Origin of the sequence: Mycobacterium shottsii, assembly GCF_010728525.1 — a bacterium.
GTDB lineage: Bacteria > Actinomycetota > Actinomycetes > Mycobacteriales > Mycobacteriaceae > Mycobacterium > Mycobacterium marinum.
The window spans coordinates 985,100-1,003,583 of sequence record NZ_AP022572.1 but is presented as its reverse complement, the minus strand read 5'-3'; the positions used below and the strand labels follow the sequence as shown (position 1 = coordinate 1,003,583).

The 18,484-nt window shown below is 68.5% G+C and carries 16 protein-coding genes; 9 read left to right on the top strand and 7 right to left on the bottom strand.

Annotated features, from left to right (window positions below; all coding sequences use genetic code 11):
- Positions 1-14 precede the first annotated feature (14 nt).
- Genes G6N41_RS04725 through G6N41_RS04710 form a run of 4 tightly spaced genes read left to right on the top strand, consistent with a single transcriptional unit; the run spans position 15 to position 4,100 of the window.
- Positions 15-665 carry a DUF4129 domain-containing protein gene (locus G6N41_RS04725; RefSeq protein ID WP_198966740.1) on the top strand — a complete coding sequence of 217 codons (651 nt, stop codon included), beginning with the start codon at positions 15-17 and terminating at the stop codon, positions 663-665.
- Complete coding sequence (locus tag G6N41_RS04720; RefSeq protein WP_198966739.1) at positions 665-1,804, top strand: DUF4350 domain-containing protein; 1,140 nt, start codon at positions 665-667, stop codon at positions 1,802-1,804. The genes G6N41_RS04725 and G6N41_RS04720 overlap by 1 nt, the downstream gene beginning before the upstream one ends.
- The gene (locus tag G6N41_RS04715; RefSeq protein WP_407663775.1) at positions 1,699-2,778 is read left to right on the top strand and encodes an AAA family ATPase; all 1,080 of its coding nucleotides are present in this window, start codon (positions 1,699-1,701) and stop codon (positions 2,776-2,778) included. The genes G6N41_RS04720 and G6N41_RS04715 overlap by 106 nt, the downstream gene beginning before the upstream one ends.
- Positions 2,778-4,100, top strand: coding sequence for a DUF58 domain-containing protein (locus G6N41_RS04710; RefSeq protein ID WP_198966737.1), 1,323 nt, complete (start codon positions 2,778-2,780; stop codon positions 4,098-4,100). The genes G6N41_RS04715 and G6N41_RS04710 overlap by 1 nt, the downstream gene beginning before the upstream one ends.
- Positions 4,101-4,104: 4 nt before the next feature.
- On the opposite strand, the gene G6N41_RS04705 is transcribed toward G6N41_RS04710, so the two are convergent.
- Positions 4,105-5,097 carry a stage II sporulation protein M gene (locus G6N41_RS04705; protein WP_198966736.1) on the bottom strand — a complete coding sequence of 331 codons (993 nt, stop codon included), beginning with the start codon at positions 5,095-5,097 and terminating at the stop codon, positions 4,105-4,107.
- A 104-nt stretch (positions 5,098-5,201) separates the two neighbouring features.
- On the opposite strand from G6N41_RS04705, the gene G6N41_RS04700 reads away from it, so the two are divergent.
- From G6N41_RS04700 to G6N41_RS04690, 3 genes are all read left to right on the top strand, one after another.
- Positions 5,202-6,107, top strand: coding sequence for an RDD family protein (locus G6N41_RS04700; RefSeq protein WP_198966735.1), 906 nt, complete (start codon positions 5,202-5,204; stop codon positions 6,105-6,107).
- A gap of 133 nt (positions 6,108-6,240) precedes the next feature.
- Positions 6,241-6,945: a PadR family transcriptional regulator gene (locus tag G6N41_RS04695; RefSeq protein WP_198966734.1), complete on the top strand. Its 705-nt coding sequence runs from the start codon at positions 6,241-6,243 to the stop codon at positions 6,943-6,945.
- A 159-nt stretch (positions 6,946-7,104) separates the two neighbouring features.
- Complete coding sequence (locus G6N41_RS04690) at positions 7,105-9,147, top strand: PE family protein (protein WP_198966733.1); 2,043 nt, start codon at positions 7,105-7,107, stop codon at positions 9,145-9,147.
- Between the two features lie 7 nt (positions 9,148-9,154).
- Here the strand turns inward: G6N41_RS04690 and glpK are convergent, their stop codons facing one another.
- Positions 9,155-10,681, bottom strand: a complete 1,527-nt coding sequence (glpK, locus tag G6N41_RS04685) for a glycerol kinase GlpK (protein WP_198966732.1) — start codon at positions 10,679-10,681, stop codon at positions 9,155-9,157.
- A 134-nt stretch (positions 10,682-10,815) separates the two neighbouring features.
- Here glpK and G6N41_RS04680 point away from each other — a divergent pair, with 134 nt between their 5' ends.
- Both G6N41_RS04680 and G6N41_RS04675 read left to right on the top strand, forming a co-directional pair.
- On the top strand, positions 10,816-12,297 hold the full coding sequence (locus tag G6N41_RS04680; RefSeq protein ID WP_198966731.1) for a glutamate--cysteine ligase family protein: 1,482 nt from the start codon (positions 10,816-10,818) through the stop codon (positions 12,295-12,297).
- Positions 12,298-12,307: 10 nt separating this feature from the next.
- On the top strand, positions 12,308-13,006 hold the full coding sequence (locus tag G6N41_RS04675) for a class I SAM-dependent methyltransferase (protein ID WP_198966730.1): 699 nt from the start codon (positions 12,308-12,310) through the stop codon (positions 13,004-13,006).
- 15 nt (positions 13,007-13,021) lie between these two features.
- Here G6N41_RS04675 and egtE read toward each other — a convergent pair whose 3' ends face one another.
- The 5 genes from egtE to egtA are packed head-to-tail and all read right to left on the bottom strand — an operon-like array spanning position 13,022 to position 18,432.
- Positions 13,022-14,173 (bottom strand): ergothioneine biosynthesis PLP-dependent enzyme EgtE, encoded by a 1,152-nt coding sequence (gene egtE / locus G6N41_RS04670; protein WP_198966729.1) that lies wholly within the window; start codon positions 14,171-14,173, stop codon positions 13,022-13,024.
- Positions 14,170-15,135 carry an L-histidine N(alpha)-methyltransferase gene (gene egtD / locus G6N41_RS04665; RefSeq protein WP_012396724.1) on the bottom strand — a complete coding sequence of 322 codons (966 nt, stop codon included), beginning with the start codon at positions 15,133-15,135 and terminating at the stop codon, positions 14,170-14,172. The genes egtE and egtD overlap by 4 nt, the downstream gene beginning before the upstream one ends.
- Entirely contained in the window at positions 15,132-15,845 is a 714-nt protein-coding gene (egtC, locus tag G6N41_RS04660; RefSeq protein WP_198966728.1) for an ergothioneine biosynthesis protein EgtC, read from the bottom strand. Before egtC ends, egtD begins: the two co-directional genes overlap by 4 nt.
- Entirely contained in the window at positions 15,845-17,146 is a 1,302-nt protein-coding gene (gene egtB, locus G6N41_RS04655) for an ergothioneine biosynthesis protein EgtB (RefSeq protein WP_198966727.1), read from the bottom strand. The genes egtC and egtB overlap by 1 nt, the downstream gene beginning before the upstream one ends.
- Positions 17,143-18,432 (bottom strand): ergothioneine biosynthesis glutamate--cysteine ligase EgtA, encoded by a 1,290-nt coding sequence (gene egtA / locus G6N41_RS04650; RefSeq protein ID WP_198966726.1) that lies wholly within the window; start codon positions 18,430-18,432, stop codon positions 17,143-17,145. The genes egtB and egtA overlap by 4 nt, the downstream gene beginning before the upstream one ends.
- Positions 18,433-18,484 lie beyond the last annotated feature (52 nt).

Below are 18,484 nucleotides of genomic sequence, written 5' to 3'. Positions count from 1 at the left end.
CGTGAGGACGGACAGTGCCTTCCATCGACATCGACCGCGATGCCGCGCACCAGGCCGCACAGCGCGAACTCGATAAACCCATCTATCCCAAGAGTTCGTTGTCCCAGCATCTCAACGACTGGATCAACGAGTTGCTGTATCGACTGTTGGAGAAGGGCTCGTCGGTGTCCGGTGGCTGGTTCACCATCACCGTATTGGTAATCCTGCTGGTGATCGCCGTGGTTGTCGCGATCAACATCGCACGTCGCACCCTACGTACCAATCGCGGCGGCGATTACCAGCTCTTCGATGCCGGCCAACTCACCGCCGCCCAGCACCGGGCCACGGCGCAAGGTTATGCCGCCGACGGCAATTGGGCCGCGGCGATCCGGCACCGGCTGCGCGCGGTCGCCCGCGAATTGGAGGAAACCGGTGTGCTCAACCCCGCGCCCGGGCGCACCGCCAACGAGTTGGCCAACGATGCCGGCTATGTGTTGCCGTATCTGGCCGGCGAATTGGCGCAGGCGGTGGCCGCCTTCAATGACGTGACCTACGGTGAGCGGCCCGGCACCGAAGCCGCCTACCAGCTGATCGCCGACCTCGACGACCACTTGCGCTCACGTTCCACCGCATCGCCGAGCGTGGGGCGGCCCGCCCCCAGCGACTCCTGGGCGCAGGTCCGATGATGCCCGCACGCGCCGAGTCGGCGCACGCCCCCAGCCGGCAACGCAAACCATGGCGTGGCGTGCTGCTCACCCTGGCCGCGGTCACCGTCATCGCCTCGATTGCCACCTACCTGACCGCGCCGCGCCCCGGCGGCACGATGGACCCGGAATCGACCAGCGGCTCGGGTGCTCGTGCGCTGGTGACACTGCTGCGCGAAGGTGGGGTCGAGGTGGTGGTCGCCAACACCGTCGCCGACGTCGAGAACGCGGCACGGGCCGACACGCTGCTACTCGTGGCGCAAACCCAGTACCTGGCCAACAACGCCCTACTCAACCGGCTCTCACGCGTCCCCGGCGACCTCTTGCTGGTGGAACCCACGGCGCGCACCCGCAGGGTGCTGACGCCGAAGCTGCGCGTCGGTGCCGCAGAGACGCTCGCCATCCGGCCGGATTGCCCACTGCGTGAAGCTGATCGAGCCGGCACGGTGCGTTTTGGGCCGAGCGACGCGTATCGGGGCAAGGGCGAACTCGCGATGATCAGTTGCTACGGCGGGGCATTGGTTCGCTATCAGGACGTCGGGCGAACCGTCACCGTGGTGGGCAGCAATCACTTCATGACCAACGACGGATTGCTGGAGCAGGGCAATGCAGCGCTGGCGATGAACCTCGCGGGCGCCCGGCCCCGTCTCATCTGGTACGCACCTCACCTCGTCGAGGGTGAAACATCATCTCCCAGTTCGCTTTCCGATCTCATCCCGGCCAACGTCAGCTGGATCGTCTGGCAGCTGTGGCTGGCCGTGATCCTGGTGGCGCTGTGGAAGGGCCGCCGGATGGGCCCCCTGGTGGCCGAGGAGATGCCCGTGGTGGTGCGGGCATCGGAGACGGTCGAGGGGCGCGGCCGGCTGTACCGATCCCGTCGGGCCCGCGATCGCGCCGCGGATGCGCTGCGCACCGCGACATTGCAACGGCTACTACCCCGACTCGGCATCGGCTCCAGCGCGGACCCGCAGGCGGTCGCGATCACCGTTGCCCAGCGCAGCGGCGCCGACGCGGGATACGTCTGGTATCACCTGTTTGGCCCCCCACCGGCGGACGACCACGATCTACTGCAGCTTGCTCGCGCACTCGACGACATCGAAAGGCAGTTCACTCACTCGTGACACATCCGGCTCCCACCCAGTCCCCGACCGCGGATCCGGCCCGCGAAGCATTGCTGGGATTACGTGCCGAGATCGCCAAGGCCGTGGTCGGCCAGGAGGGGGTGATCAGCGGCTTGGTGATCGCGCTGCTGTGCCGGGGCCACGTACTCCTGGAAGGCGTCCCTGGAGTGGCGAAGACGCTGATGGTCCGCGCCCTGGCCGCCGCGCTGCAGCTGGAATTCAAGCGGGTGCAGTTCACTCCCGACTTGATGCCCGGTGACGTCACCGGTTCGCTGGTCTACGACGCGCACAGTGCGAAGTTCGCCTTCCGCCCTGGCCCGGTGTTCACCAATCTGATGCTCGCCGACGAGATCAACCGCACCCCGCCCAAGACCCAGGCGGCGCTGTTGGAGGCGATGGAAGAGCGCCAAGTCAGTGTGGAGGGCCAGGCCAAACCGCTGCCGGACCCGTTCATCGTGGCCGCGACGCAGAACCCCATCGAATACGAGGGCACCTATCAGCTGCCCGAGGCCCAGCTCGACCGTTTTCTGCTGAAGCTGAACGTGGGTCTGCCCTCGCGGGAGTCCGAGATCGCCATCCTCGGCCGCCACGCACACGGCTTCGATCCCCGCGACCTGTCCGCGATCAAACCGGTGGCCGGCCCGGCCGAGCTGGCCGCCGGGCGCGAGGCCGTCAGCCGGGTGCTGATCGCCGACGAGGTGCTGGGCTACATCGTGGACATCGTGGGAGCCACCAGGTCCTCCCCCGCCCTACAGCTGGGTGTGTCACCGCGTGGCGCGACCGCACTGCTGGGCACCGCCCGATCTTGGGCGTGGCTATCCGGACGCAACTACGTGACCCCCGATGACGTGAAGGCCATGGCTCGCCCGACGTTGCGCCACCGGATCATGTTGCGCCCGGAGGCCGAGCTGGAAGGCGCCACCCCCGACGGGGTCCTGGACGGAATTCTGGCCTCGGTTCCGGTGCCCCGCTAGTGATCCTGACCGGACGAACCGGACTGATGGCGCTGATCGGCGTGCTGCCGATCGCGCTGTCCCCCTGGCCGCCACGGGCTTTCGGAATGCTGCTGCTGGCATTGGCGGTGGCGGTCGCCATCGACGTCGCGCTGGCGGCCAGCCCCCGCAAGTTGAGCTACACGCGCAGCCCGAATAGCTCGATCCGGTTGCGCCAGCCCGCCGATGCCGCCCTGGTGATCCACAATGTGGGGCGCCGCCGGTTTCGCGGCCTGGTCCGCGACGCCTGGCCGCCCAGTGCGCGTGCCCAACCCCGCACCCACCCGATCAATATCGCCGCCGGTGAGCGCCAGCAGGTGAACACCGCGCTGCAACCGGTGCGCCGCGGTGACCAGCACTGCGCCGCCGTCACAGCCCGCTCGATCGGGCCGCTGGGCCTGGCCGGGCGGCAGCGTTCCCAGGCCGTGCCGGGCCAGGTTCGGGTGCTGCCGCCGTTCCTGTCCCGTAAACACCTGCCGTCGCGGCTGGCCAAGCTGCGTGAGATCGATGGATTGTTGCCCACGCTGATCCGCGGCCAGGGCACCGAATTCGATTCGCTGCGTGAATACGTCGTCGGCGATGACGTGCGGTCGATCGACTGGCGCGCCTCCGCCCGCCGCGCCGACGTGATGGTCCGCACCTGGCGCCCGGAGCGCGATCGACGCGTGGTGCTGGTGCTCGACACCGGGCGCATGGCGGCGGGCCGGGTTGGTGTGGACCCGACCGACGCCGATCCCGCGGGGTGGCCGCGACTGGATTGGTCCATGGATGCCGCGCTGCTGTTGGCCGCACTGGCGTCGCGGGCCGGCGATCACGTCGACTTTCTCGCCCATGACCGGGTGAGCCGCGCGGCGGTGTTCGGCGCATCGCGCACCGAACTGTTGGCCCAGCTGGTCGACGCGATGGCCCCGCTGCAGCCGGCGCTGGTCGAATCCGACTGGCGGTCAATGGTTGCCACGATTGCGCGGCGGACTCGCCGGCGCTCCTTGGTGGTGTTGCTGACCGACCTCAACGCGACGGCCCTCGACGAAGGCCTGCTGCCGGTGCTGCCGCAGCTATCGGCCAAACACCAGGCGGTGGTGGCCGCGGTCGCCGACCCTCGGGTCGATCAACTGGCCATCGGGCGTTCCGACGCGGCGGCAGTGTATGACGCGGCCGCCGCCGAACGCGCCCGAAATGACCGGGGCACAATCGCCGCTCGCCTGCGCCGCAGCGGCGTGGAGGTCGTCGACGCGCCGCCCACCGAAATTGCGCCGGCACTCGCCGATCGCTACCTGGCGATGAAAGCGACCGGCCGGCTGTAGGGGTTCAGCCGGTGGGCACCACGTCGGGTGCGTCCTCGATATCACCGGTCTCTCCGGCTTTGGCCGCGCGGCGGCCGAAGTAGACGATGTAGCCCAAGAACGCCGCCTCGGCCATGACGCCGATGGCGATCCGGACGAAGGTCGGCAACGGGGCCGGCGTCACCATGGCCTCAATCAGCCCGGATACCAACAGCACACCCACCAGGCCCACGGCAACCGACACCACCCCGCGGCCCTGCTCGGCAAGAACCTGCCCGCGCGGCCGGTCGCCGGGCGCAATCACCGACCAGCCCAGCCGCATCCCAACCGCACCGGCCAGGAAGACCGCCGTCAACTCCAGCAATCCGTGCGGAATCAGCAGGCCCAACAGCACCCCGCCCTTGCCGGCCGCAAACATCAGGCCCGCGATCACTCCCACGTTTGCCGCATTCTGAAACAGCACCAGCGGGATGGGCACCCCCAACACCACCGACATCGCAATGCACTTGGCGGCCACCCAGGAGTTGTTCACCCAGACCTGCAGCGCAAACGCGGTCGCGGGGTGGTCGCTGTAGTAGGACTCGACGTCGTGGTTGACCAATTCGTGGATCTCAGCGGGGGTTCCGATGACGGACTGAACCTCGGGGCTACCGGCAACCCAGAACCCGATGAGCACCGCCACCGCGAAGAATGCCACCGCCGTCGCCAACCACCAGCGCCAGGCACGGTAGGCCACCACCGGAAAGGACACCGTCCAGAACCGAACAAACGTGCTGCTCAGCGGCGAGTGCGCACCGGTGACCGCGGCGCGGGCACGCGCAACCAGACTCGAGAGCCGGCCGGTCACCAACGGATCCGACGACACCGACCGCAGTATCGACAGGTGCGTGGATACCCGCTGATAGAGCTCAACGAGTTCATCGATCTCGGCGCCGGTCAGCGAGCGACGTTTTTTGACTAGGTGGTCGAGCCGGTCCCAGGTGGCGCGGTGGGTCAGCAAGAACGCGTCGACATCCACCCGCGCAGCCTATCCCGCCGGAGGTTCGCCCAGGTCACGGCGGGCATCCGGCGCGACACCGGCAGCCATCCCGCGGGATCGGGCTGCCTGTACCGTTCCCAGGTATGTCGGAGGTGGTAACCGGGGACGCGGTGGTGCTGGACGTGCAGATCGCCCAGCTGCCGGTACGCGCGGTGAGCGCGATCATCGACATGACCGTGATGTTCATCGGTTACATCATGGGGTTGACGCTGTGGGCAGCCTCGCTGAGCGAACTCGACGAAGCATTGACCATCGCGTTCCTGATCATCTTCACGGTGCTGGTGTTCGTCGGTTATCCCGTGATCATGGAAACGGCGACCCGGGGCCGTTCGTTGGGCAAGATCGCCATGGGCTTGCGCGTGGTGTCCGATGACGGCGGCCCAGAACGCCTCCGCCAGACACTGTTTCGCGCGCTGGCGGCGGTGGTGGAGATCTGGATGCTGCTGGGCAGCCCGGCCGTGATCTGCAGCATGCTATCGCCGAAAGCCAAACGTGTCGGTGACATATTCGCCGGCACAATCGTCGTCAGCGAGCGCGGCCCCCGGCTGGCGCCGCCGCCGGCCATGCCACCGGCCCTGGCCTGGTGGGCGTCGTCGCTGCAGCTCTCCGGCCTCAGCGCGGGCCAGGCCGAGGTCGCGCGCCAATTCCTTTCCCGAGCGCCACAACTGGATCTGCGATTGCGCCACCAGATGGCCTATCGCATCGCTGGGGACGTGCTGTCCCACATCGCCCCGCCACCGCCTCCGGGCACGCCTCCACAGCTCGTGCTTGCCGCGGTACTCGCCGAGCGACACCGCCGCGAGCTGGCCCGGCTGCGCCCCGCGGGAGCAGGCGCGCCCCCGGGATGGCCGCCGCAGACCCCGCCGGCTCCGGTTTGGTGGCCCGGCCAGCCCGCGCCCCAGGCCCAAAGCCAGCCCCAGTTCGCACCCGACCCGGCCCCGAGCCCGCCGCAGGGCCCCGTCGGCGGTGGGTTCTCGCCACCGAGCTGACGACGCGCGCAATCCAGGTCGGCCGGCCGATCCGGGCATTGCCTTACGTTCGATCACGATATATCGTGATGTGTTTTCGATATACCAGTCGCCCATCGTGGCGACCTTCCAAAAGACACGTAAGGAACACAACATGAACAACCTGTTCACACCCCCCGGCGGACCGTTCGGCCCGCGGCCCGGGTTCGGCTTCGGACCCGGGCCGGCACAGCGGCGTGCCCTACACAGCGCCAGGCGGCACGCCCGGCGCGAATTTTTCGAACACCTCCGCGACCACGATGCCGACCATGACGGACCGCTCGGGTTCGGCGGCGGGTTCGGCCCCGGCTTTGGCCCCGGGCTAGGTTTCGGCTTCGGCCCCGGTGGCGCACGAGGCGGTGGGCGCCGCGGCGGCCCCGGCCGTGGACGGCGCGGTGACGTGCGCGCGGCCATCTTGGTACTGTTGAGCGAACAGCCCATGCACGGCTACGAGATGATCCAGCAGATCGCCGACCGCAGCAACGGCCTGTGGCGCCCCAGCCCCGGCTCGGTGTATCCCACCCTGCAGTTGCTCGATGACGAGGGCCTGATCGCGGCCAGCGCATCCGATGGCAGCAAGAAACTTTTCGAGCTGACCGAACAGGGACGCGAGGCCGCCGACAAGATCGAAACCCCACCGTGGGATGAGATCGCCGAAGGTGTCGACCCGGCACACATCAACCTGCGCACGGCGATGCGCCAGCTGATCGGCGCGGTTATGCAAACGGCCCACGCCGCCAGCCCCGAGCAGCAGCATCGCGTCATCGACATCATCAACAACGCGCGCCGGGAGATCTACGGCATTCTCGGCGAGGAGTGATCACTACCATCCGGTTGGTTACTCAACCAACTTAAATGTCGCAAACATCTATGAAAACCGCGATTCCCCAACCCAGATCGGATTACGTCTGATTCGCTGACTGTAACGCGAATGATCGGGCGCCAGTTGGATCGTGCGCCCGTTTGGGGAGGGATTCACTTGTCCTACGTGATGGCGGTTCCCGAGATCATCGCGGCCGCGGCCGCTGCCGAGGACGAGGTGTCCGCGGCGATCGCGACCGTGCTCTCCAGCCACGGCCAGGGCTATCAGGTGCTCAGCGCGCGGGCTCTGGAATTCCATACCCGGTTAGCCCAAGCGCTGTCCGCAGGCGCGGGCGCCTATTCCGGAGCGGAGGCCAGCAGCGCCGGATTGCTCGCCGCGGTGAACGAGCCCCTTGCGGCGTTGACCGGCCGTCCCTTGATCGGCAACGGCGCCAATGGGACCCCCGGTCTGGGTACCGATGGGGCGCCTGGCGGCTGGCTGATCGGTAACGGCGGGGCCGGCGGGTCGGGCGCCGCGGGTTCCGCCGGCGGGGCCGACGGGGCGGCCGGGCTGATCGGCGCCGGTGGCGCCGGCGGGGCCGGCGGCAGCTCCACCAGCGCCGGCGGCGCCGGAGATGTTGGCGGGGCCGGCGGGCTCTTCGGCGGCGGCGGGCTCGGCGGGGCCGGCGGTGCCGGCGGCGATGCCGGGCTGCTGTTCGGCAGCGGCGGGGCCGGCGGTGCCGGCGGCGATGCCGGGCTGCTGTTCGGCAGCGGCGGGGCCGGCGGTGCCGGCGGCGATGCCGGGCTGTTCGGCAACGGTGGGGTCGGCGGAGTCGGTGGCGTCGGCGCCGGCGACGGCGGGGCCGGGGGCCGGGCCGGCCTGGTGATCGGCAACGGCGGCGCCGGTGGCGACGGTGGCGAGAGCTTCGGTTTCGGTGCGGGCGTCGGTGGCGCCGGCGGCAACGGCGGCAACGGCGTACTGATCGGCAACGGCGGCAATGCCGGCACCGGCGGCACCGGCCTGAGCACCGGCAGCACGGGCGCCGGCGGGATCAGCGGCCTGCTGCTGGGACTGGACGGCTTCAACGCACCGGCAAGCACTTCGGCACTACACAACCTGCAGCAACAAGCCCTCGGCGTGATCAACGAGCCCACCCAGGCGCTCACCGGGCGCCCACTGATCGGCAACGGCACCCCGGGTGCAGCCGGAAGCGGGACCGACGGCACACCCGGCGGCTGGCTACTCGGCGACGGCGGCGCCGGCGGCGCCGCCGGTTTGCTGGGCACCGGCGGTACGGGCGGGGCGGGCGCGCGCCTCGCGGGTGGCGCGGGCGGGACCGGAGGGGCCGGCGGAGCCGGCGGCTGGCTACTCGGTGACGGCGGAGGCGGCAGAGGCGGCGGAGGCGGCGGTACTGCCGGAGGCGGCGGAGCTTCGGGAGGTACCGGCAGAACCGGTGGGGCCGGCGGACTATTGAGCGCCGGCGGGGCCGGTGGGGTCGGTGGGGCCGGGTTCAACGACGGGGGCGACGGCGGGGCCGGAGGAAGCGGCGGGCCGCTCGGCGGGCTGGTCGGTGCCGGCGGTGGCGCCGGCGGCAACGGCGGGGCCGGCTTTGGCGGCACCCCCGGTAACGGTGGGGCCGGCGGCGATGCCGGCCTGCTCGGCGGACCGGGCGGGACCGGTGGGGCGGGCGGCTACAACACCAGCGGACCCGGGGGCAACGGTGGGTCCGGCGGCAACGCCGGGACGTTGTTCGGCAGCGGCGGCGGCGGCGGGAACGGCGGATCCGGCTACAGCGGAATCGGCGGGGCCGGCGGGACCGGCGGCAGTGCCGGGCTGGTGTTCTCCGACGCCGGCGCCGGCGGGTTCGGCGGATTCGGGTCCACGGCCGGCGGGACCGGCGGGACCGGGGGCAACGCCGTGTTGCTGGGCGGCGGCGGAGCCGGCGGTGCCGGCGGAATCAGCTTTACCGGTGCCGGAGGCCAAGGCGGGGCGGGCGGCACCGGTGGGCAGTTGTCAGGCAACGGCGGCAGCGGCGGCACCGGTGGCGAGGGCGACTACGTCGGCGGCGCCGACAGCGGCGGGGCCGGTGGGGCCGGCGGCAACGCCGGATTGACCGGTGACGGTGGCAACGGCGGCAACGGCGGCACCCCGGGCAGTCCCGGCGGCGGCGGCACCGGCGGAGCGCTGATTGGCCGAGACGGGCTCGACGGCTCACCGTAACCGGCCGCTAGGACACGTCGACCCAGTCCAAGGTCCGCTGCACGGCCTTGCGCCACCCGGCATATCCGGCGGCACGCTGGTCATCGGTCCACTGCGGCGTCCAGCGCTTGTCCTCTTGCCAGTTGGCCCGCAGGTCCGACGGATCGGCCCAGAAACCGACGGCCAGCCCCGCCGCATAGGCGGCGCCCAGCGCGGTGGTCTCGGCGACCACCGGCCGCACCACGTCCAACCCGAGCACGTCGGCCTGGATCTGCATGCACAAGTCATTGCTGGTGATGCCGCCGTCGACCTTGAGCACCTCGAGTCGCACGCCCGAGTCGGCTTCCATGGCGTCCACCACATCGCGGCTCTGGTAGCAGATCGCTTCCAGCGTCGCGCGAGCCAAGTGGGCGTTGTTGTTGAACTGTGACAGCCCCACGATCGCCCCGCGCGCATCGGAGCGCCAATACGGTGCGAACAGGCCGGAGAATGCCGGCACGAAGTACACCCCGCCGTTATCGGAGACCTGCCGGGCCAGCGCCTCGCTCTGCGAGGCGCCACTGATGATGCCCAGCTGATCGCGTAGCCACTGCACCGCGGAGCCGGTTACGGCTATCGACCCTTCCAGCGCGTACACGGGTTTGGCATCGCCGAATTGGTAGCAAAGGGTGGTCAGCAGGCCGTTGCTGGATCGCACGATGGTCTCGCCGGTGTTCAGCAGGAGAAAGTTCCCGGTGCCGTAGGTGTTTTTCGCCTCACCCGCGTCCAGACATACCTGGCCGACCATGGCCGCGTGCTGGTCGCCGAGCATGCCGGTGATGGGTACCTCACCGCCGACCGGACCGGTCTCCTGGGTGATGCCGTAGGGCTGCAGCGGCGACGACCGCTCGATCGCGGGCAGCATCGCGCGGGGGATGGAAAAGAACGACAGCAGCTCGTCGTCCCAGTCCAGGGTTTCCAGGTTCATCAGCATGGTCCGGCTGGCGTTTGTCACATCGGTGACGTGCACGCCGCCGCGCGGGCCGCCGGTCAAGTTCCACAGCACCCAGGTGTCCGGGGTACCGAAGAGGGCATCACCGCGTTCGGCGGCGGCGCGCACCCCGTCGACGTTCTCCAGAATCCACTGCAGCTTGCCGCCCGAGAAATAGGTCGCCGGGGGCAATCCCGCTTTGCGGCGGATCACGTCACCGCGACCGTCACGGTCCAGCGCTGAGGCGATGCGATCGGTGCGGGTGTCCTGCCAGACGATCGCGTTGTAGTAGGGCCTGCCGGTTCGCTTGTTCCACACCAGCGTGGTTTCACGTTGATTCGTGATTCCCAGTGCGGCAATATTTTTCGGCGACAAATCGGTGGCGTTGAGCACCGACATCAGCACCGAGGCGGTGCGTTCCCAGATTTCCACCGGGTTGTGTTCCACCCAGCCGGCGCGGGGCAGGATCTGCTCGTGCTCGAGTTGGTGACGGGCGATCTCGGCGCCTTGGTGGTCGAAGATCATGCAGCGAGTGCTGGTGGTGCCCTGGTCGATGGCTGCTACAAAGTCAGGGGAATCGGCCACTGCTCTCCTCGGGTGACATCGAACACTGGATGTAATCGTCCATGATGGTCTATCGGGGCCCCGGCCCGGCCGAAGACCAGTGGTAAACGGTCTGACACTTGCGTTGCAGACGCTAAACCGGTTGCATCGGCCTAGTGGGCGAAGAGGTCAAGCGCACCACGTATGACCGCGCACACCGGCGGGAATACCGGCGCAAACTGCAACTATGTGTCGACGTCGTCGAGACGATGCTGGCGCAGAGCGGCTTGGATGACGACGAAGCGCTCACCGGCATGGAGATCGAGTGCAACCTGGTCGACGGCGACTATCAGCCCGCCATGTCGAATCGGTATGTGCTGGACGCGATCGCCGACCCGGCCTATCAAACCGAATTGGGCGCGTTCAATATCGAGTTCAATGTGCCGCCCCGGCCGCTTCCCGGCGATACCGGCCTGCAGCTGGAAAAGGAGGTAAGGGCCAGCCTCAACGCTGCCGAGCAGAAGGCGAACTCCGGCGGCGCCCACATCGTGATGATCGGCATTCTGCCCACGCTGATGCCCCGGCACTTCGCGCAAGACTGGATGAGCGAATCGACCCGCTACAGCGCACTCAACGACTCCATCTTCGATGCCCGCGGCGAGGACATCCCGATCAATATCTCGGGCCCGGAGCCATTGAGCTGGCGGGCGGCATCCATTGCCCCCGAATCCACTTGCACCAGTACGCAATTGCATCTGCAGGTGTCGCCCGACGATTTCGCGCCCAACTGGAATGCGGCCCAGATGCTGGCCGGACCGCAGCTGGCGCTGGGCGCCAACTCACCCTATTTTTTCGGCCACCAGCTGTGGGCCGAGACGCGGATCGCGGTTTTTACCCAATCCACCGACACCCGGCCGGAGGAGCTCAAGACGCAGGGGGTGCGCCCCCGGGTGTGGTTCGGCGAACAGTGGATCACCTCGATCCTTGACTTGTTCAAGGAAAACGCCCGCTACTTTCCGTCGCTGCTGCCCGAGGTGTCCGACGAGGATCCGGTCGCCGAGCTTGCGGCCGGCCGGACCCCGCAACTCGCCGAATTGCGCCTGCACAACGGCACGGTGTACCGCTGGAATCGGCCGGTGTACGACGTCGCCGACGGGCGGCCACATCTGCGGTTGGAGAACCGCGTGTTGCCCGCCGGACCGACCGTCATCGACATGCTGGCCAATTCGGCGTTCTATTACGGTGCGCTGCGCACCCTGGCCGAGGCCGACCCCCAACCGTGGACCATGATGAGTTTTGCTACCGCACAAGACAATTTCCTGACCGCGGCCCGGTATGGAATCGATGCCCGGCTGCACTGGCCGGGATTGGGTGAGGTGACCACACAGCAACTGGTGTTGGGCACGCTGCTGCCGATGGCACATGAAGGACTGCAGCGATCCGGTGTCGCCGACGAGGTGCGGGAGCGGTTCTTGGGCGTCATCGAAGCCCGCGCCGAGAGCCGCCGCAACGGGGCGAGCTGGCAGGTGGCCACCGTGGCCGCGCTGCAGGACCGGGGGATGAACCGCGATGACGCGCTGGCCGAAATGCTGCGCCGCTATTGCGAACACATGCATGCCAACGAGCCGGTACATACCCGGGCGATTGAGCGCGAGTAGGTTGGCAATCATGACTTCTCCGGTGATGGACTGGGACGACGCATACCAGCAGCAAGGGGCGTTCGAGGGTCCGCCGCCGTGGAATATCGGTGAACCACAGCCCGAACTGGCGGCGTTGATCGCGGCCGGAAAGATCCACAGCGACGTGCTCGATGCCCGCTGTGGGTACGCCGAGTTGTCGCTGGCACTGGCCGCCGAGGGGTACACGGTGGTGGGCATCGACATCACACCCACCGCCATTGCGGCGGCTACCAAGGCCGCCACCGAACGCGGATTGAGCAACACCAGTTTCATTCAGGCCGACATCACCGACTTCAACGCCTATCCGGCCGGCTCCGCCGGCCGATTCGCCACGGTGATCGACAGCACCCTGTTTCACTCGCTGCCGGTATCGGGGCGCGACGATTACCTGAAATCGGTGCACCGCGCCGCGGCCCCCGGGGCCAGCTATTTCGTGCTGGTGTTCGCCAAGGGCGCCTTCCCGGCCGCGTTGGAGACCAAGCCCAATGAGGTCGACGAGGACGAGCTGCGGGCCGCGGTGGGCAAGTACTGGGAGATCGACGAGATCCGGCCGGCATTCATCCACGCCAATGTGCCGGTCATCCCGCCGCTGCCAGCTGGATCGCCAATCGAGGTTCCGCCGCACCAGCGAGACGAGAAGGGGCGGATGAAGTTTCCCGCCTACTTGCTCACCGCGCACAAGGCGTGAGCAAGCCCCGCAACGTCAGGTAGCGGTGGTCGCCGCGGTAGCCTCGATCAGCGCTTCAGCGAAGTTTTCCAGATCCTCGGCCGTGGTATCGACGTGTGGCGAGATGCGTAGCACCGGGGCCGTCAGCTCTTGCGGCGCCCGCGCAATTCCGGCGTAGGTGGTCAAGATCCGGCGCTGCTCGAGTAGCCACTCCCGCACCGCCGCCGGGTCGGCGCCGTCGATTGGCGCCAAAGTGGTAATCGCGCTGGGCTCGTCAACCTCTTCGACCACCAGCCAGCCGTCCACGTCCGCCAGCACCCGACGGGCCGCGGCGCCCAGCTCGGCCAGGCGGGCCCGGATCAACGCCGGCCCATATTCCAGATGCTCCCCCACCGCTAGTGAAAACCCAACTCGCGCCGCAATATTGGCTTCGCCAAACTCCAGGATCTGGGCGACCGACGTGGACGGTGAATCCGGGGACCAATCCGGGTGCGCCAGGCGCGGCGTCAACCGATCCAGCACCTCCGGGCGCATGGCCAGCACTCCGACACCGCGCGGCCCGGCCAGCCACTTGCGCGACGACGAATACGTGACATCGGCGCCCACGGCGCAATCTATCTGGCCCATCCCCTGAGCGGCATCGACGACCAGGGGCAGCCCCAGCTCGCGGCAGAGCTCGGCCATCATGGCCAGCGGCTGCACGGTGCCCCGGTGGCTGGCCACCGGCGTCAGGTGCACCAGCTCCGTTGGGTTTTCCTCGAGTTCGTAGGCCGCATCGTCGAGGGCGAGCCGGCCGCCGTCCAGCGTCGGCAGCAGGCGAACCTCGAATCCGTGCGCGGCCATGACCGCCAGGTTGGGACCGTACTCGCCGGGCAGGCAGGCCAGCGTCCGGCTCTCCCGCGGCCAGCTGCCCAACAGCAGATCCAGTGCGTGCAGCGAGCCGGTGGTGAACACCACCCGCGCGTCAGGCACGCCACACAAGGTCGCAACCGCGGCGCGCCCCGCATCAAGCACGGGTGCGGCGGCCTCGGCGGCCACGTATCCACCGACCTCCGCCTCGTGTAGACCATGGGCGGCGACGGCCTGCAGCAGCTCGAGACTTTGCCGCGAGCAGGCGGCACTGTCCAAGTGCAGTCCCGCCGCCGGAGGACGTGCCGCCCGCCACCGGTCGGCCAGCGTGTCGGTCACTTGGTGGCCAGGGACAGTCCGAAGTCGCCGGCCTCGTCGGTCCACCACTGGATGCGACGCAGGCCAGCCGCGTCCAGCTCGGCACTGACACCTTCCGGCCGGAACTTGCAGGAAACCTCGGTGAGCATCTCCTCACCGGCAGCAAAATCGACGGTCAATCCCAACGCACGCACCCGCACCCGCTGCCGGCCCTCGGCCCGCAGCCACATCTCGATGCGCTCCTCCACGCTGTTCCAGCGGGCGATGTGCTGGTATGCGTCCACGTTGAAGTCCGCATCGAGTTCTCGGTTGACCACGGCGAGCACGTTGCGGTTGAACCGCGCCGTCACTCCCGCGGCATCGTCATACGCGCGGATCAGCCGGTCGGTGTCCTTGACCAGGTCGGTGCCCAGCAACAGACTGTCTCCGGGCCGCATCACCGCGGCCAGGCCGGCCAGGAACTCCGCTCGGGGCCCGGGCGTGAGGTTGCCGATCGTCGAGCCCAAGAAGACGAACAGCCGACGCCCGCCGGTCGGGATCTCGGCCAGGTGTTCCTCGAAATCACCGCAGACGGCGTTGATTTCGATGCCGGCATATTCGCTTTGAATCGCGCTTGCGGCCGCCGACAACACACTTTCGTCGACATCGAAGGGAACGAATCTTTGCAGCAGGCCGCGGTCTCGTAGCGCGTTCAACAACAGCCGCGTCTTTTCCGAAGTACCGCTGCCGAGCTCGACCAGGGTGTCGGCCGAGCTGGCTGCCGCGATGTCGGCCGACCGGGCACGCAGAATCTGCGCCTCGGCGCGGGTCGGATAGTACTCCGGCAATCGGGTGATCTGATCGAACAGCTCACTGCCGACGGCATCATAGAACCATTTGGGCGGCAGCGACTTTGGGCTCTTCTGCAGCCCGTCGAACACGTCGCGACGCAACGCGAGATAGACCGAGTCCTCGGCCAGGTGGTTGGATAGCGACAGCGTCATCGCGTTCCTTTCGTGGGCTCCAATGCGGTCAAGGTAACCCCTTCCGCGGTGACCTCGACCAGGTGCCGGTCCGGCACATCTTCCCAGTCGGTGTCGTTGTCATAGGGCTCACTGGCCACCACCACCCCATCGGGGCGACGCAGGATGGAAAGGGTTTCGTTCCAGGTAGTGGCAAGCAAGCGAGACCCGTTCGCGGCCAGCACATTAAGCCGGGCACCTGGATCGGCGGCCCCGATCTCGCGGATCGTGTCGCCCAGCGCATCCAGACCGCGCTCGAAGATGGCCGCCGCGAGCAATGCGCTGTCACATACCGATTCGGCTGAGTCGCTGCGCGGTAACACGGCCCGGTCGACGATGCCGTTGTGCGACAACAGCCAGCGGCCGTCGGTGAATGGGGCGGTCGCGCTGATGTCGATTGGCATTCCGACGGTTGCGGAACGCACCGCGGCCACCACGCACGCGCTGCGCAATGCCGGTGCCACCGAATCAAAGGACGCATCACCCCACAGCGGAGCCGGGCTACGCCAGCGCCGGGGCGCGGGGTCGTCGTAACCGCTGTCGAAGAAGCCGGCACCCCAGCCGTCGGCGTTCATCAAGCAGTGTTTCTGGCGGCGCGGCGCATACGACTGCACCCGCAGACCGTAAGGCGGATCCAGCATCAGCGAGGAAAGCGTGACCTCGCTGCCGAGCCAACCGAGATGACGACACATCAGGCGGCATCCTCAATGGACCACGCCAACCGAACGCCCGCGAAGATCTGGCGTCGATACGGATGGTCCCAGTTCCGGAAGCTGGGTCGCAGGATGGCCGGCTCGACCGCCCAAGATCCACCACGCAGCACCCGATAGTCACCGTCGAAGAACGGCTGCGAGTAGCGCTGGTAGATCATCGGGGCGAAGCCCGGCCAGGGCCGCAGCGGCGACGCGGTCCATTCCCAGACATCACCGAGCATCTGCTCGGCTCCGTACGCCGAAGCGCCGGCCGGATACGCACCGACCGGTGCCGGCCGCAACGCCGTGGCACCCAGGTTGGCGTGGGCGGCGAAGTTGCCGACCGGCCCCGCGGAGTCCCCCCACGGATAGCGGCGGCGCGAATTGGTCACCGGGTCCCACGCGCACGCCTTCTCCCACTCGATCTCGGTGGGTAGCCGGGCTCCGGCCCAGGCCGCGTAGGCCTCGGCCTCGAAGTAGGTGACATGCTGCACCGGCTCATCGGCCGGGATGTCTTCCTGGTAGCCGAATCGGGTTCGGGTTCGCCCATCGGCGTTCCAGAATTGCGGCGCGCTCAGGCCGGCGCTCTGGCGGTGCGCCCAGCCGCGCGATGACCACCACCGCGACTGCTGGTAGCCGCCGTCGTCGATGAAGTGCTGCCATTCGGCATTGGTGACCGGCACCCGGCCGATCCGGAACGCCGCAACGTCAACCGGGTGGGCGGGACGCTCATTGTCCAGTGAGTACGGCTCGGCGCTACCGTCCACACCCAGCACGAACGGCCCGGCGGGGACCTCTACCGACGTTCCGGCCAGGCCCGCCCGTCCGGGAGGCAAGGCGGGGGTCTGCCCCAGCAACGGCGGGCCGGATCGCAGATTCAGCGCCTGCAACATCGTCTCGTTGTGTTGGCTTTCGTGGCTGATCACCATGCCGAACGTGAAGTCATCGCCCTGTCCGTCCAGGGCGTCGAGAGCATCCAGCACGGCCGCGCGGACCGTCCGGCAATATGAGTGCGCCTGCACCGGGGACAGCAGCGGAAGCTCGACCCGACTGGCCCGGTTGTGCACGAAGGCGTCGTAGAGACCCTCGACCACCCGCGGCAGCATCCCCGGCCGATCCGGGTCGCCCTCACGTAGCAGCCACAGCTCTTCCTGCTGACCGATATGGGCCACGTCCCACACCAGCGGGCTCATCAGGGGGTCATACTGGCGACGAAGTTCGGCGTCGTCGAAATCGACCAGCCGCAACGTTTGGGTCCGGACCCGATCCAGGTCCTCGGCAAGTCTTTCTCGTGAGGTCACTGTTCCCCTCGGGCCAGCCGCGCGATTGCCGGCGCGACACCATGCTCGGTCACCTGATCGCCAAAGTCGTCACCGGGGCAGCGGCCCCGCTGCACGTAAGCCAGCAGCGACTGCAGGGCGTCGGCAAGCTCGGCCGGCGCCCGTTCGGCGGCGATGGCCACACACCGGTTGGCCGCCGCATGCAGCCGCGGATCTCCCAGGCCCGCGCGCGCCGCCGTGTCCCACTCGGTGGCGACCGGCTGGACGGCCTCGAAGGCCAGCTCTGCGGCGCCGGAATCATCCAACAGCGTCACCAGGGTGAACACCACGGCGGGCCAGAACACGTTGGAAAGACTGTCCAGATAGCGGATCTCCAGCCACTGGCGTGGCCGCACCGGCGGGAACAGCGTGGTCAGGTGGTAGTCGAGATCGGCGTAGGTCGGCCGCCGATCGCCCAGCAAGACCCGACCGTCCACCCAGTCGGCGAAGGGCACATGGTGGGTCACCGCCACGGCATCCGGATTGTGCACCAGCATCACCGGCGCCTTGAGCGCGTAGTGCGCCCAGTCGGTGGCGGGATCGTCCGCGCTGGCCCCGAGGATCGGCCCGCATAGGCCGTCGTCCATCTGCCCCCACACCCGCTGCCGGGTTGATCTCCAGCCGGAGAACTCGCCGCCCAGCATCGGCGAGTTCGCGGCGATCGCGATCATCGTGGGTCCCAGGGCGTGCGCCAATCGCACCCGAGACGCCCATCCCGACAGCGGCCCGGCATCCAGGTTGACCTGGATGGAGGCGGTCGACGTCATCATTGCGGCGCCGGCCATCCCGGACTGGCTGGCGGTGAAGAACTGCTCCATGGCCTGGTAGCGCGCGCCCGGATTGATCCGCATGGTCGGACGAATCGGGTCCGCACCCAGACAGACCAGGCCCAACCCGGCGTCGGCAAAGGCCGACCGCAGCACGGCTTGGTCCCGGTTCATCGCGTCGATGGCGGCCAGGATGCCGTCGCACGGCGGACCCGATAATTCCACGGCCCCGCCGGGTTCGACGGTTACCGCACTCCCACCCGGCGGCTGGCCCAGCCCCTCGAGAACGTCGCCGATCTCTTCCCAGCTCGGGCGGCGAAGCGGATCGGCTGGGTCGTAGCAGTGCGCTTCGATCTCCAAACCGACTCGCCCAACGGGGCCGTCGACCAGGCAGCCATTGGCGATGTACTGCGCCGCGACCGCCGAACCGACGATGTCGGCGGCGGCCGCACGGGAGCTGTCCAGCTGCGACGTCGCCGCAGGACTGGGGGCGAACATCATATCACGATCCCTCCGGGCCGGATGCTGCGCGGCTATCGGCAACGATAACCGC